Source organism: Pseudomonas syringae group sp. J309-1, from assembly GCF_032582135.1.
Classification (GTDB): domain Bacteria; phylum Pseudomonadota; class Gammaproteobacteria; order Pseudomonadales; family Pseudomonadaceae; genus Aquipseudomonas; species Aquipseudomonas quasicaspiana.
This window is the reverse complement of sequence record NZ_JAWHNU010000091.1, coordinates 1-16355: the sequence shown is the minus strand read 5'-3', so window position 1 is coordinate 16355 and position 16355 is coordinate 1. Positions and strand designations below refer to the sequence as shown.

Sequence of the window (16355 nt, the reverse complement as noted above, 5' to 3'; positions counted from 1 at the left end):
TGGAACTGCTCGCCGGTGTCGCCCAGCTAAGCGCGATACCCATCTTGAAGTCGGTGGGGTTTATGGAGCGCTTACGAATTACCGGCATTATCATCAGCATATATCGTTGTGCTGCCATCACGAAGCCCCGTAGCTTTTCCCTGATTATTTACGCTGCATATACCTGGATTACCCGAACGGTAAACGTAGGGAGGAACCCCTCCGCGAGCAAATCGGATTACTGTATTGCCTTGCACATCCCGACCGTTTCTTGGCCATTCGGAAGTATTAAATCGTATGCCGTTCAATACAACAGGAGATCGATCGATATCAAGTGCAGTGGCTACGGTGAAGGTTCGCACATCCGACTCAGGGTTGCTGCCATAAAGCCCTCTCACCTTGACGCTGTAAGCCTTGAGTGCCAGGCCCGTCAACGGAAGCGTCCAGGTACCTCCAGTTGCAGTCACTATCCCCAGCGAGCTTGCCCCATCGAAAATCTGCACCTGCTGCCCCGCAGCCGCCGTACCGCTCAAGGTCACGCTGGTGTTGAACGTTGTGGTGTTCGGCGGGATTTCGACACCGGCAGCATCCTGGATGTTGGAGATGGTCGGAGCGTCTGATGCCAATACCGTCAAGCTACGTACGTTTGATACCGGGTTGTTGCCATACCGGCCGCGTACCTGAAAGTTATGGTTCGTCACGGTCAAACCGGTCACGGGCCGCGTCCACACGCCACTCGGGTTAACCGGCACGTCGCCTTGTAACGCCCCGTCCTGAAACAGTTCAACCGTTTCGCTGGCTTTGGCTGTGCCTGTCAGGGTGACGCTGGTATCAAAAGTGTTGCCGTCAGGCTCGATCTCGCCATTGGAGTCCGTAACGAGAGTGATCTCCGGCGTCACAACGGCCTCGCCCACAGTTACCACCCACTCTGGCGAATCCACGCCTCCCAGCGAATCCCGAACGGTAAACGCATGCCGTCCCAACGCGACCGTTTCGGTGAAGTTCCAGGTGCGATTAATCGTCACCGACGCCGGGGTGAGCAGCACGTCGTTGTCGAAGATGAACACTATCGAGCTTGCCGTCCCGCTGCCTGTAAGGGTCAGGACAGTATCTTCGGTGGTGGTGTCGGGCGGAACTGAATCCCCTTGGCTGTCGGTAACACTCGTAATCGAAGACTCGATTCGTTCGGGGGTGGAGTGCGGTTGAATGTCCATTTTTGTTTACCTGCGTAGATCGAAGCAGTTAGCTGACAACATCCGAATGTCAGGATTGATAATGGCGCTAGCACAAGCATTGCCAAACAACGGAAATTTTAACTACTGTCAGAAGTGACAATAGTTAAAAAAATAGGCGACTTCTCAACCCTTGTTTATATTCCACAGCCTGGAGGACAGCATCGCGACTGTAGAAGATCCGTCAGCCGTGAGCCACCTACAGCCTCGAATCACTACTACAGGCGTAGAGTCGTCACTGTTTTTCCACCATATGCCAATCAAACGCTGAAACTGAAAAAACTTACTCTGACCATATGAAGCTATCGCAAGCGACCGTTCCACGATATGTTTCATCAATACGACTCAATCCGATTTTGCGCAGCGTTGCCCCTGATGGCGCAGCGAACATTATCACCACCTTTACTCCCGCGATAAAATCAGGTCTCTGTATGTCACGAGTTCCATCGCTATACTCGCAAATAAAAACGCAATAATCTCTAAAGGTATTCTGAGGGGTATCAATTGACGACCAAGCGGTAAATTTTACCACTCTAAAACCCTCATCAGGCAACGTCAATTCAACATCAGCTGAAGCGTTTAGGTACAAATACTGAAAGCCGTGCTCACCTTGTGAACTTCCGCCTCTAACTATTTGCAATGCGTTCGGGGACAAATATATCGGCTTCAAGCGAAGTCCTGAGCGCAATATGGTCGGGGGCGTAAAAGGAATCACTCGAGGTATTTCTGCCTCAAAGTCCTCAAATCCAGAGCGCACAACTATTGTCACTCGCCATACAGAGGACTCCGGATTATTGCCATAGAGCCCCCTTGCTTTGAAGCGGTACTCCTTGCCTGTCAGTGGAGGCAGAGAGCATGTCCAAATACCTCCGCCTGCAGTTTCAGTTCTCAGTAAAGTTTCTCCATCATAGATCTGCACCGCCTGCCCAGCCATAGCAGTACCAGTCAATATAAGGCTAGTACTGCTGGTCGTACCTCCCGGCTCAATCTCATTACCCTCAGAATCCCTCACATTAGTAATGGCCACAGAGGGCGACGCCGCCTCCACCGTAAACACCCATGCCAGCGGCGAAACGGGAAAGCTTCCATACACCCCCTTGGCAGTGATGCTGTAAGTCTTGGCACCAACCTGTGGAGCTTGGAACATCCAGTCGCCATTCAAATCGACCGGCGCCGTCCCCACAGGCGAGGTGTAATCAAAGAGCTCGACCTGTTGATTGGGCAAGGCCGTTCCGTAAACACTGATTGTGCTGCCGTCTTCGGTAGTGCCGCCGTTGGAGATCTCGCTGCCGCTACCATCCACGACGCGAATGATTTCAGGGACTACAGTGGCCTCGCCTACAGTCACCCCCCACTCAGGCGAATCCACTCCGCCCAATTCATCACGAACGGTAAACACATGCCGTCCCAACGCGACCGTTTCGGTGAAGTTCCAAGTGCGATTGATCGTCACCGAGGCCGGGGTTAGCAGCACGTCGTCGTCGAAGATGAACACTATCGAGCTTGCCTTCCCGCTGCCTGAAAGGGTCAGGACGGTGTCTTGGGTGATGGTGTCGGGCGGAACGGGATCCCCTTGGCTGTCGGTAACACTCGTAATCGAAGACTCGATTCGTTCGGGGGTGGATTGCGGTTTAATGTCCATTTTGTTTACCTGCTTGGATCGAGGTAGTTTGGCTGACAACATCTGAAAGTCAGGGTGGTAAATGGTGATTATGGAAGTATTGCCAAACAATCGGAATCTTAACTACTGTCAGAAATGACAGTGGTTAGATCTATTGGCGATTTCAAGTGCATCTTCATTATCTATCGCTATTAGTCTCCAGCGCGGTGTCGTCTAGCCTCCTAGTAGGAGCGACCGACGGCTGTCATCAAACAAAATATAACAACCTGATTTAGAATAATTCTATCTATAGGAGTGCGCTTGACCGTGATTGCGCCAGCACAGGCGACATTTTCATCGACTGCAAAAATTAATCGCGGGCAAGCGCGCTCCTACAGGTCCCCGTTTGCTGCACGACAGCATGGTTTCAGGGACATCGGGGTGACTCCGGTCAAACATGAAATAACTATCCCAACCTGGACAATTCTTCTGTAAGAACGCACGAACACCGTAAGGCAGCAATAGCGATTTGTCTGACACCCGCCATCGCTGCCTCGCGTTGCTCGTGAGCTCCAGAATGATGTTTGCGTCGGGGACACCGTGTAATCTCCAGCAGAGAAAGACGGACAATTAATACTTAAGGCGGAGCAAATAAATGCTGTCTCTGTATCAACTTAAAATGCATCGGCTAAACAATTTAATTCATCAAGGCCTCATGACAATACCGAACGCATCCCCCGGCGACGCCCACGGGATTAATTGCTCTTGGCCCGTTGAAGGCACAAAAGACCAACAGTCTGTTAAATCCGGCCCGGGCGCCTGGTCTCTTGTCCAACAGTTAAGCGGTGTCAGCTGCCCCGCTTCATCTCTATAGGCCGCCTTGAATAAACGATACTCAGCTATCGAAGGAAGATAGCCTCCCAAGTCTCTGACCGCCCAGGACGCCAACGTATGATTGGCGCGGACCCCAGCCCCGAAAAACTGGTAAACATTCGACACAATGGCCGTAAACGTTGCCGTGCTGCCCGCGCTATCAGCCACTGTAATGGTAGTGAGCCCATTACCCGCCGAAATCACGCGACCTCTTTCGTCAACCGTGGCGATGGCGGGGTTGGCAGACGTGTAGCTGTAAGGCGGCACACCACCGCTGGCCGGCCTGTCCACGTAAGCGCCTGCTGGCGGAAAGGGCGGCGCAGTCCACGCGTGGTACAGCACTCCGTTCAGAATGGCGGGTGAAGTATCGATGACCAATCGCTCGAACACATAAGTGACTACCCATGGAGCCGACGCTGCCTGGCTATTCACGGCTTTGGCCACGAACTCATGCCTGCCCGGTTGCAATCCCGTCAGGGGCTTAATCCATAGCCCATTGGGCGCAGGCGTCGTGCCCCACGATGCGCCCTCGTCATCAATTTCAATGACTGCGTCTGGCTCAGCGGTGCCAAACAAGGTAATGCTCGGGTCCGACGTACTGCTGTCATGGGGGACAGGAATGCCACTAGAGTCGAGAACCTCTTCAATTGTCGGCTGGACCGCAGCAACGGAGACGGTAACCACCCACTGCGGCGAATCCACTCCCGCCAGAGAATCCCGCACAGTAAACGCATGGCGTCCCAACGTGACCGATTCGGTGAAGTTCCAGGTACCACCGGGATCTATTACCGAGGCCGGGGTTAGCAGGTCACCGTTATCGAAGATGAATACCACCGAATTTCGGGTCCCGCTGCCTGAAAGAGTCAGGACGGGGTCTTGGGTGGTGGTGTCGCGCGGGACCGGATCTCCCTTGCTATCTACCACGTCGTCAATAGTGGAAACACCGGTAGGCGCTTGTTCATAATGAATGTCCATAATTTATACCTCACAGTAACCTGGAAATGTCCCGGCAACACTGATGGTTACCGGGAAGATTCCCCCACCTTACAACCAGACAAGGTTATCAATCATAACATCTCTATTTGCAGCTACTGCTAACTCGCAATACGTGCAAGGCCGAGGCAGGGTAAAATCGTCATTATTGACAGAACTAATACCTCCCACCGTTAGATAATGCGTCACCACCAACCCTGCCGCATCGAAGAACTCCAACTTGTTTTGTTCCGTCGTGAACGTATGGCTGATCAGGAAGCGACTGATCGTGCCGCCGAACTCCAACTTGATTTTGCTGTTTCTTCCGCAATAAAGTGCCACATTCCCAAACTCTGGAACACTGGGATTGAGTGTGTTTGTACCGGGTGCGAGTGTGACGGTAACGGTCAAATCATTGGCAAACGGCAATGGGGTATTTATTGGCAGGATGGCATAGGGCTGTGTTTCGAAGCTTTCATACCCGTTCACAGGCCCCGTCACGACTGCAAGGACGGTATAAGGTGTTACGGGAGAAGGTTGCAAGTTTCCGGTGGCCTTGAACACCACTTGATAACTCAATGCCAACGCCCCGCCCGCCAAAGGATCGAGGTTATCGACTTTGTTAATCTTGAAGATTACCGGGTCGGTTTCATCACCCGCCTGGATGGTTTCATCGTCGGTGTAATTGACCGGCGCGCCTTGGACGGGAGTGCCGTCCCATGTGAGCAAGACTTTATCGCCAGCGCTTTGCCCAATATAAGGTTCTATGGTGACGGTAACCTCCGGCCCCGTGATATCAGACAGATCAATGACGTTGGTACCATTGGCTTCGTCGATTACAGGTCCGGCTAATGGGACAGGCAGACCGGTAAGGGTGATCGTCGTGGTGCGGGATTTTTTTTCACCGGTGACATCATCCTGTTTCAGGGTGTAACGCACGACCGCCGAGCCACCTGCGATGTTTTTGATATCCGCATTGAGGATGGTGAACTGCGCATGTTCAAACGAAGGGTCGTCCACTCTTTCAGGTGGGAAAATGAGTTCAATGACAGTGTTTGGCGTCTTGCCTATCCAACTAAGCGTCACGTCGTAACCTTTGCCATTACCGATATGAGAAGGAATGGCGACATGAACGTCGTTATCACCAAGTGCAATGAGGTCCAGCACTAATGTCGTGCGGTCAGCCTCAACCACCCGAGCCCCCACCAATGCATCAGGATCGATTTCAACCACAAAATAGGCAGGTTGAGATAGAAACGAATAATTGTCTACAATGTCGCGAATTTCATAATTGACCAGCAACTTATCACTGCTGCCTCCCGCTTCGAGGACTTGCTTGGGGATAATGACACTTTGCGGCCCCAGGGCTTGTAGTTTCGGGTGGTTAACGCGGATGTGATTCCACATGACCGTCAGTTCATCACCCAGCGCTTGATATATCCACGCAGGTACCTGAACGGTAACGGTGCTATCGACATCGTTGACGGGGTCAGGGTCTACGGTGCAAGGTACCAACCGGTCATTAATCCCGGTGTCGGGATTAAGATCAGTGCCACCCGGCACACGCCGTTTGACAGCGATGGTACGTAAAACCGACTGGTCAGAGCTGCCCGCTCCCGGGGAGAAAAGATAGTAGTACACCTCACCTTGTGGAACTTCGATAAGGCTGGCCGAGACGCTGAAACTCAGCCAGCCCTTGTCAATGATGGTCTGATCGAGTTCGTACTCCTGAACAATAACGTCGTCCCAATACAGCGTATATTGGTCGCCCACACGCTTGACGTCGGGAAGTTTGGCAACAATCCCCACGACTGCGCTAGGATCTGCTATTTGATTGTGGCCCAACCCCAGACGCGGGTTCTCTGGCGAATCATTGATGCCCTGGAATACCAGCGGGGCCAGAACCCGACCTGACTTAGGGCCCGGTAAGTCATTAATTTTCATGATACTCATCCTTAAACGATGCGAGTGATGACAGTTCGACACCTAACAATTGAGCACGGGCTTGCCTTACTAAAGATTATTGGTAGTTCAAGCCAGCCCGTGACGACATCAACCAGCCTGACTTACGGCAACTTACAACCCAACCCGGCCTCATAAAGCGCCCAGAAAATAACTTCTTGAAGCGCTGCTTTTTCTCCAGCGCTGTTTCTGATCCTATAGTTGGTGGTCGACAGGTTTTCGCAGATAAAGTAAGTTTTAGAATACGGCAAAGGAACTTCAAAATATCCACGCGCGTCATCATCTGCGTCAATCGGGTGAGCGGTGACAGTGATCCGCGAAGCTTCAATGGGCGCGGCGGTAGGGTCTGTCATGCTCAGCACACCCACAAAGTCGACACTGATAAAGTCGCCTTTTTGTACATGCAATACCCCTCGCGTTGGAATCTGCAATGTCGTCCCGGCATGCCCCACGTCATGTTGAATTACCTTATATGTTCCGCCTGAGACAGCTTGCGGGAAGTAGGCCGCGACCAGATCGTTCGGTCCGCCTGGCAATGCATCTGGCGAGGTAACTTGAAGCAAGGTGACAAGCGACTGGGCAGTAACAAAATGCCCAGGTCGTAGCTCACGAGTGATGACGTAATACAAAGGAATGGCAGATCCAGGACCGTTATCACGGATCATCGTAGCCGGTATGGGGATTACGATATCAGTCGTCTCATTACTTGCGTCGATATCAACGTCCACCGGATCATCAGTATGATCGGCCCCCCAGTAGAAACTGATAACATCGCCAAGTTTCCAGATGGGCAAAGCCGAGTTGATAGCACCGGCCCTGAACACTGTAAGTTTGGCCGGCGACGCAAACGCTGGCGCAGTAATGATATTAGGCTGACTGCCCGCAAAGTCGCTCAGCAGCTGCGGCCCCCGCATGTTTGGATGTTCTGGTTTATCAGGGTCAGGATCTACTATCCCGCCCGGCGTTTCCAGGTCAACATTGATATATTGAAGAGGAGACGGTACCGGCGGCGTGCCGTTGGCCGCATGCACTTCATATCCGACCCCAATATTGTCACCGCCGGCATCAAGAAAGACGTATTCTTTGAACTGCAGTTCAATTCTCAGCAAATAACCATTGGTCACGGCATTATCGATGTCAGTTTGCAGAACTGGCACCGGCGGAATATTGGTGAGCGTATTCCATTTGATATAAACCCGGTCATTCTCAGCGACGTTTGTGTAGGTCGGGATATCAATCCTTGTCGTCGGATTAGCTTCATTCCATATCAACAGCCCGGCACCCGCTGGCAAGCCCGTACCGTCTGCAGGATTGTAAGGCGCAGCTTCTGGAATCAACGGTGCCAGAAGAGCTTCAGGCAAACCGTTGAGAAATACGTTAATCCCTGTCGTATAGGACAATTCGCTGACATGGCCCGCCCAATCCGTCACTCGGTAGCCGAAAAAGACCTCTCCAGGGGGGAAGGCTTCCAGCAATGCACGAGGGAACAGGACGTCCAGGCCAGAGCCAGGAGCCGTCACTTTGGGCGGTAGTGGGACGATGTAGCTGCCGTCAGCGAGCGCTGGCCCATCCCCTAACCACAACTCGACCTGATCGTCATAATCCTCGCCGTACCACGAAGACATATGGACCTTAAGGCCGCCAGCAGTACCGTCCATGTCGTCTTCGGTGATGCCCTCCATTTGCTCTGGCGTAAATGATATAGCGCCCGGAACGGGTGGAATCCCCCCCGGGGCAAACCCGTCGAAGATAAGCGGTACTTGCTTATAGGACGGGCCTGCGGATCCCGAATTATTGTCCCTCAGCCAGTAATCCAGACGCCAGATCAGACCGTGGTAGTCAGCTGGGGTAAGGTCTGGCTGGTCACCCACCGCAATCTCTATGATGGTAGGTACCGAATCCGACATAGGTACAGGAGAGCCGATCGCATCAGTGAGCTCAAAACCATTGAGCAACAATTGCGCTGTCATGTTTAGCCGCGGAGTCGGAGGTAAAGGAATAGTGACCGCAATCGGTACCCCCAACATGGCCTTCGGTAACCTGCCATCACTCGGCCTGGTGCCCGTTATACTAAGCGGATCAAGTGCAGGATTTTGCCTTGTGACGCGGGGAACTGGCAGCGCTTTGCCACCCGATGATGGACGTTTGATGTCGGGTACTTGCAGATAAACCGGAATCTCACGGGTGGGCGAAATAGCGCTGGCATTTCCCATTACGTCCCTGAGTTGGTAACCGAAATGCTGGGGGATATCGCCCAACGCTTCAAGATGTGATTGCGGAAACAAGACACCCACTGGCCGCCCGACGTCGCCTTGCTCGATGTCTATCTCGGCTTGCGGAATAAGCCCCTCAGTGGCATTACTTTCATCAGGGGCAGCATTGCCCAGCCAGGGAATCAGTTTGTCGCCCAAGGCCATACCCGACCAAGGGGGGAGAATCGTGCGCAAGTTACCCTCAATAATATCGTCCGGATAAATACCCTGAAGCTGCTCAGGCGTGAAATTGATATAAGCCAGTGGATTACCTCCAGGCGGCTGTTTATCGAATATCAATGTGTAGGTGAACGGCGATGAAGAGGTGCCTTCAGTACCCGGATATTGCACCTTGTAATTAATTGCGGTTTCGACCTGCGGATTCCCGGAAGGAAAGTCGTCTTTGGACACCTCGAATGTGTAGCGTATGGACGGGTCGCCAACATGCCCGCTTTCCACCGTACGCGAGGTGCCATAGACGACGGAGTTAAGGGTCAGCCAGATAATCGTACCGTCGGTAAAACTATCATGATTAAGAACTGAAACTCTTAGATCTTGATCCCATTGATCATGAGGTAACTTGCCATCCTCGGAAACAAAGGGCACTTCCACTCCAGGCAGTGGCCCTTGCGCAGGTTGATTATTAATACTCTGTCTCGCTTTCATTACAGTGACTCCCTGTGTACCTGTAGGACTGAGGCGAAAGTATTAGTCTGATTATTTGCACTGTCACTGTCATAAATGACAGTGAGCAAATTAGGCGAATTTAAAATTACCTAACTTTTTCAACCACTTGCAATATATCGATTCCAATACGCGATAACCCTTATCGCCAAATAGTTTAAGCGAACTACTGCGCGGCTATAACCTTTAGATCACTGGAACGTACCTGAGAATTATTGCGGCCGAGGGTGTGAATAAACCCCCGCAGTCATGCGGGTTCCTGTTTTATTCAGGGGAGAAAAATTACATGCGCTACAGTATCGACATCACCATGAAAGCTCGTTACTGGACGATCAGTCTTATTGCTGCACTCACCCTGACGGAGTCAGCCAGCGGTTTATCGCTTGTACCTGGCCAGACCGTTAATGTAGGGCCAGCGTTCCCACTGGACTTCTGGACGCTGCAAACTGCGACGCTAAACGTGCTTCCCGGCGCACAAACACTGAGCATTGGTGCCGACAACGGCTCAACGGTTAATGTGTCCGGCGCTACGGTGACGCCGGTAGCGGGTAACGGCAATGTAATCGGAGTGCGGTTAAACAGCAGCACTGCGACAATTTTGAACTCCACCATCAACGCCACCGCAGGGATGGGCCTGACCGTGGCTAATCTGGCCGGTGCACCCTCAACAGCCACAGTGACCGACAGCGTCATCAACGGCTTTGGCCGAGGAGTAAACGTCGCGTATGGCGGGCTGGCGACGCTGGTCAATACCCAAGTGTCAGGTTCTGGGTCAGGCGGGGGGCTCACCGATAATGGCTACGGGTTGGTGTTGTTTGGGGGCAATGCGACGGTTGAGAGTGGCAGTACGGTCACAGGCAGCAACCGTGGGGTCCTCGTCATCAATGACGGTGGCACATTTCCCACACCGACCCTGATACTGGATAACAGCACCGTGACCGGCACGGCGGGCAGTGCGATTTTCGTCGACTCTTTGAGCATCCCGGCAACGCCCAGCATCACTGTGCGCAACGGCACTGTGTTGAATGCGAGAAATGCCACGATTTTGCAGGTCGGCGAACAAGGGGGTACCGCAGGTTCAAGTATCTCCACGCTCGACTTCATCGTTGACAGCAGTACCCTCATCGGCAATGTGCAGGTGTTCAATAACAACATTGCTGATATCGATTTACGGAACAATTCCAGCCTTACGGGCAACCTGACAGACATTAACAGCCTGGACATGAATGCCAGCGCCGTGACCGGAAACCTGAGCGTACCGGCGGGTTCGACCGTGCCGGTGACAATGGCCGCCAACTCTACCTATACCGGCACGATGTCAAACATCGGCAGCCTGGCTATCGACAGTAGTTCATTCACCGGCGCGGTTGTCGAGGGCAGCGGGTCAGTTGCTTCGGTTTCGCTGAGCAACCAGTCCACGTTTACCGGTCAATTGAGCAACATCGGGAGACTGAACCTGAACCAAAGCCAGATGACGGGCGATATCGTTCAGGATGCGGCGACCCCGGCGGCGATCAACCTGAGTAACAACAGCACGTTAACGGGCACCGTGAGCAATGCCCAGAGCATGAATATGGACTCGACCTCTCGCTGGAACATGGTCAACGATTCGTCCGTGGGCAGCCTGGCACTGAACGGCGGGACCGTTAATCTGCGCGGTGCCAATGCGGGCTTTCGTGTACTTACCCTTGGGGCGCTTTCCGGAGCCGGGACCTTTGCAATAGGCACTGACCTGGCGGGTCACTTGAGTGACTTGATCAACGTGACGGGCAGTGCAACCGGCAGTCATACACTGGCCGTACAAAATACGGGGGTAGACCCCATTCAGGAGGACCATGCTCAACAAGTCGTGCATACGGGCAGCGGCGACGGGGTATTCGCGATTCCCGAGGGTGCCGTGGATGTGGGCACCTTTCAGTATGAACTTCAGAAACGAGGCACCGACTGGTTTCTGGTGCAGGCCAACACCACCAACCCTGACCCAGGAAATCCCGGAGACCCCATTATTACACCCAGCACCCGGGCGGTTGTAGGGCTGTTCAGCGCTGCACCTACCGTGTGGTACGGCGAATTGAGCACGTTGCGCAGCCGCATGGGTGAATTGCGCACCGGTCGCACGGAGGGCGGTACCTGGGCGCGCGCCTACGGCAACAAATTCAATGTCTCGGCGGCCGATCAAGTGAGTTATCAACAAACCCAACAGGGGGTGTCCCTGGGCGTCGATACACCGCTGCCCAGCGCGGATGGGCAATGGCTGGTGGGCGTGATGGGCGGCTTGAGTCAATCAGATCTGGACCTGAAAAATGGCACCTCCGGGGAGGTAAACAGTTACTACCTGGGGCTATACAGCACCTGGATTTCTACCTCCGGCTACTACGTTGATGCGGTCATCAAGGCCAATCGTTTCGAGAACAAGGCAGATGTGCTCATGAGTAACGGCGTCAAGGCAGAGGGCAAGTACGACAATTATGGTGTCGGGGGCTCGATCGAGAGTGGCAAGCATATCGCCCTTGCAGATAAATGGTTCGTCGAGCCCTACGTGCAGCTTTCAAGCCTCTGGGTGTCCGGTGAAAATTATGGACTCGATAACGGCATGCAGGCCCGGAGTAATCACGCGGATTCACTGCTAGGCAAGGTCGGCACGTACCTGGGGCGGACCATCGACCTACAGCGCGGAGGATTTGTACAACCTTATGTACGAGTGGCCGGCGCGCAGGAATTTGCGCACAGCAACAAGGTCAAGGTTAACAGCACGACATTCAGTGATGACCTGTCCGGAACACGAGGAGAGGTAGGTGCCGGTGTGGCGGCTCAATTGACCGACGTACTACAGGTGCATGCAGACGTGGATTACAGCAAAGGTGACAATATCGAACAACCTTGGGGGGTCAATATAGGCATCCGATACGCGTGGTAAACGAGTTAGATAATTATTATTCGACGCGAAATTTAACTTATAGGACGTTTCCTACATTTACGTCGGAAGCAGCCTACCGATTACTGTAGGAAGCTTCTGTCTAATAGCGCCCTCACTTAAACCAGTTCGTGAACGCGGACGCAGGGTGCTAAATAATTATGAAATTTTACTACTCCCCCTCTTTCCGAGGGTGTCTCACGTTGTCGCTGATCGGCACATTGATTCCGCTTGGGCAGGTTGAAGCAGTAGAGGTCCCCGTTGGCGGCAAGTTCTACGTCGTAAAGGGTGACGCCGTCGAAGACTATCAATTGAAGGAAAACTCGGAACTTCACGTGAGCAACGAAGGCGCGACCAAAGATATCATCGCGCACCAAGGCTCAAGGCTTTTCATCGATAACGGCCGGGCAGATGCGGTCGACACCAGCGGCATTACGCTCATTGATAGCACCGCAACTATCGATAACGCGACCATCATTGCGACCTCTACCTCTTCCAGCAGTGAAAGCTGGGGCATTCGCTTGCAGGGGCTCACGCATAGTTCAGCAGCCACGGTCAGCAACAGCCTGGTTTCCGGTGTCGGCCGGGGCATCAATGTCACGGATGATGCCACGCTGGTGCTGCGCAATACTGATGTCATCGGCAACGACGGCGCCGATTCTGTAGGCTTTATCGAAGGTGGGGTCGGCCTTGTGCTTGCCGGCGCCAGCGCTCAGGTCCTCGAAGGCAGCACAGTCAAGGGCGACAATAACGGCGCCGTTCTGTTCTCACAGCCAAGTAGCGGCGGCACGATTGAACCCCGGCTACAGATCGACGGTTCACACATTGAAGGGATAAACGGCAGTGCCCTTTTGGTAGCCGGTAGTCCGGGGTTTGATACCGCGACCGATATCGATGTGGCCAACGGCTCTACGCTGACGGGTGGCAACGGTGTCATTCTGGACGTACAAGGCAATGCCACGGCGAACTTCAACGTGAGCAACAGTCGCTTGATCGGTGACGTTGTCGTTGTCGCGGGTTCTACTGCCAATCTGGACCTGAAAAACAGCGCCAGCCTTACCGGCACCATCACCAACGCCACGTCGTTGACCATTGATAACTCATCGCTATGGGTCATGGAAGGTTCCTCCAGCGTTGGCAAGCTGAATCTGAATGACGGTATGGTTGATCTGCGTGGCACCGACGGCAATGCCAGCTTCCATCAACTGGACGTTAAAGAGCTGTCCGGCAACGGCACCTTCGCGCTCGGCACCGATCTGGCTGCCGGAACTGGCGACTCGCTGAACGTATCCGGCAACGCGACCGGTGCTCACAAACTGCAAGTGGAAAATACCGGCGCACAACCGGTGGCGGGCGGCGACGAACGTCAGTTGATTCATATCGATAATGGCGATGCGCAGTTCGCCGTTGATAGTGCAGACGGCCTGGTAGATGCCGGTGCCTATTCCTATGAACTGCAACAACGTGGCGATGGTGCCAGCGGTAATGACTGGTTCCTGGTTCAGACAGGCACCGTCTCCAAGAGCACTGAAGTTGCGATCGGTTTGTTCAGCGCAGCACCAACTGTTTGGTATGGCGAAGCAGCAACACTGCGTAGCCGCATGGGCGAACTGCGCACCGACAGCAATCAGGGTGGCGGCTGGATGCGCACCTATGGCAACAAACACAACATGTCGGCCGCGGGTGGCATTGAGTACTCGCAGCAGCAGCAAGGTATTTCCTTCGGTGCCGATCTGCCGATTTCCAGCAGCAACGGGCAATGGCTGGTCGGCCTGATGGGCGGTTATAGCAAATCCGATCTGGATCTCAAGGCGGGCAACAAAGGTAAGGTCGACAGCTACTATGTCGGCGCGTACAGCACCTGGCTGGCGGATAACGGTTTCTATATTGATGCGTTGATCAAGGCCAACCGCTTCCAGAACTCGGCCGACGTGACCATGCGTGACGGGGGCAAGAGCAAGGGCGATTACAACAACTACGGCGTGGGTGCTTCCGTTGAAGCGGGAAAGCACATCACATTCAGTGAAAACTGGTTCGTTGAGCCCTATGCGCAGGTGTCTGGTCTTTGGGTCAGCGGTGAAGACTACAAACTCGATAATGGACTTGAGGCTCGCAGCAATAAAGCTGACTCACTGCTCGGTAAAGTCGGCAGCCATTTGGGTCGTAAATTTGCGCTGGATGATGGTGGCTTCGTTCAGCCTTACGTCAAAGCAGCGGTGGCTCGCGAGTTCGTGACCTCCAACAAGGTGAAGATCAATGAATCACGCTTCACCAATGACTTGTCGGGCACACGCGGTGAGCTGGGTCTGGGCATTGCGGCACAACTGACGGATGTACTGCAGGTGCATGCTGATTTCGACTACATGAAGGGCCGTAATATCGAGCAGCCTTGGGGTGTTAATGTGGGCGTGCGTTACAACTGGTAAATGTTGTAGTGAAAATCAGGGGCCTGTATGGCCCCTTTTTTTGCCTGCAGGGCCCATGCGGCCTGGCCGAAAAACGACCTGATCATAGCCATGCCGGACAACCCTCTTGCCGCCATGCCTGGCCGCAACCAGAATCGCTCCATACCTCACCAAAAGGAGCGCACGGGATGATGCACGCGGACTTGATTGACCAGGAAGATCTGATCAGCCAGCTACGATCAATTGGCTTCGAAGTGCCTGCGGGCGCAACTGCCGAGCAGGCCTGCGCGCAAGTTGTATGCGGCCTGACCGACGGTCGCGCCACCGCATTGAAGCGCCTGGTGGAGCAGATGCTGACCGGCAGCGCGACGATATTACCGGCGGTGAGACAGGCGATTGATAAACAGCTGTTGCCGGGGCTGGTGGAGTACAAGCAGGGCCGTGGTTAAGCGTTTTGTGGGAGGGAACTCATTCGCGAAGGGGACGGTACACCCGATGCATATCCATCGCCCGACATGCCGCTTTCGCGAATGAATTCGCTCCCACCTCAGATCGGTACCTGAGCTCAATTTGTCGGCGTCAGGCACAGCCCTGTGGGAGCGAATTCATTCGCGAAGGGGTCATCCGCGAATGAATTCTCTCCTGCATGTGTTCAAAACATCACACGCTTACCCAAGCGACTCCACACTTAGGCTGCGTCAGTGTTTGCGTTATCGCTCATCGCTGAGGGAAACTCTTCTCACCAAAACCTCCTTGGTGAATCGAGGCTCAACCAGTACCTCGATATTGTTGGTAGTCGCTACATTCGAGACAAACAAATCAAACGTCGTGGTCGCCCAGTCATCAGACACAGCAGGATAGTACGTCCTGAATATGGCATTCGATGACCAAAGCAAGTGCACTTGCCCTTTATCCTCCTCAGTACCATTGACCACTTTCAATTCAATGGCGAGCAAGAACCGCCGGGGTTGTACATCCGCGATTCGAACGCTTTGGTTCAACTTGTCACTGTCGTTTAGTACCGCATGATAGCGACCATCCTCTTCGACAATATCAATTGTGGAACCCATCACGGGACGCCAAGGGTCCAGCTTGCCGGTACCGAAGTCACCATTCTGTATATATTCCATGATCTAACTCCCTGAGTTAAAAACCTCAATCCCTGTAATAAGCAATTGCCTCCAACTCGCCAAATACTGAACATGCCCGTACAGGGTTAAAGAGCTGAAGGACCTCCTTCAGTCCAGGACCACTGTGGGACGAAAAAAACAGGGCGTCTACTGTCAGACATGACAGTCCGTTGGTCGCTGCAAAGGAGGAAACGGGTATTCATCGGCGTCAGGCAAAAACCTGTGGGAGCGAATTCATTCACGAAGGGTCGGTACATCCGATACATCTCCATCGTCCGACATGCCGCTTTCGCGAATGAATTCGCTCCCACCTCTAGATAGTCAACCGGGCTCAATTTCCGGAATCTGACAG

9 protein-coding genes are annotated in these 16355 nt (G+C 53.6%); 3 read left to right on the top strand and 6 right to left on the bottom strand.

Annotated features, from left to right (window positions below):
• Positions 1–71: 71 nt before the first annotated feature.
• The 5 genes from RX972_RS28005 to RX972_RS27985 form a co-directional block, all read right to left on the bottom strand.
• The gene (locus tag RX972_RS28005; protein ID WP_316880451.1) at positions 72–1193 is read right to left on the bottom strand and encodes a hypothetical protein; all 1122 of its coding nucleotides are present in this window, start codon (positions 1191–1193) and stop codon (positions 72–74) included.
• Between the two features lie 301 nt (positions 1194–1494).
• Entirely contained in the window at positions 1495–2853 is a 1359-nt protein-coding gene (locus tag RX972_RS28000) for a hypothetical protein (RefSeq protein ID WP_316880449.1), read from the bottom strand.
• A gap of 663 nt (positions 2854–3516) precedes the next feature.
• The gene (locus tag RX972_RS27995) at positions 3517–4659 is read right to left on the bottom strand and encodes a hypothetical protein (protein ID WP_316880447.1); all 1143 of its coding nucleotides are present in this window, start codon (positions 4657–4659) and stop codon (positions 3517–3519) included.
• A 69-nt stretch (positions 4660–4728) separates the two neighbouring features.
• Positions 4729–6600: a hypothetical protein gene (locus tag RX972_RS27990; RefSeq protein WP_316880445.1), complete on the bottom strand. Its 1872-nt coding sequence runs from the start codon at positions 6598–6600 to the stop codon at positions 4729–4731.
• 122 nt (positions 6601–6722) lie between these two features.
• The gene (locus RX972_RS27985) at positions 6723–9536 is read right to left on the bottom strand and encodes a hypothetical protein (RefSeq protein WP_316880444.1); all 2814 of its coding nucleotides are present in this window, start codon (positions 9534–9536) and stop codon (positions 6723–6725) included.
• A 304-nt stretch (positions 9537–9840) separates the two neighbouring features.
• Between RX972_RS27985 and RX972_RS27980 the strand changes: the two genes are divergently transcribed.
• From RX972_RS27980 to RX972_RS27970, 3 genes are all read left to right on the top strand, one after another.
• Entirely contained in the window at positions 9841–12471 is a 2631-nt protein-coding gene (locus RX972_RS27980) for an autotransporter outer membrane beta-barrel domain-containing protein (protein ID WP_316880442.1), read from the top strand.
• Positions 12472–12671: 200 nt separating this feature from the next.
• Positions 12672–14894: an autotransporter outer membrane beta-barrel domain-containing protein gene (locus tag RX972_RS27975; RefSeq protein WP_316880440.1), complete on the top strand. Its 2223-nt coding sequence runs from the start codon at positions 12672–12674 to the stop codon at positions 14892–14894.
• Positions 14895–15061: 167 nt separating this feature from the next.
• Entirely contained in the window at positions 15062–15322 is a 261-nt protein-coding gene (locus tag RX972_RS27970) for a hypothetical protein (RefSeq protein ID WP_231677884.1), read from the top strand.
• Between the two features lie 261 nt (positions 15323–15583).
• Here RX972_RS27970 and RX972_RS27965 read toward each other — a convergent pair whose 3' ends face one another.
• Positions 15584–16003 carry a hypothetical protein gene (locus tag RX972_RS27965; protein ID WP_316880435.1) on the bottom strand — a complete coding sequence of 140 codons (420 nt, stop codon included), beginning with the start codon at positions 16001–16003 and terminating at the stop codon, positions 15584–15586.
• Positions 16004–16355 lie beyond the last annotated feature (352 nt).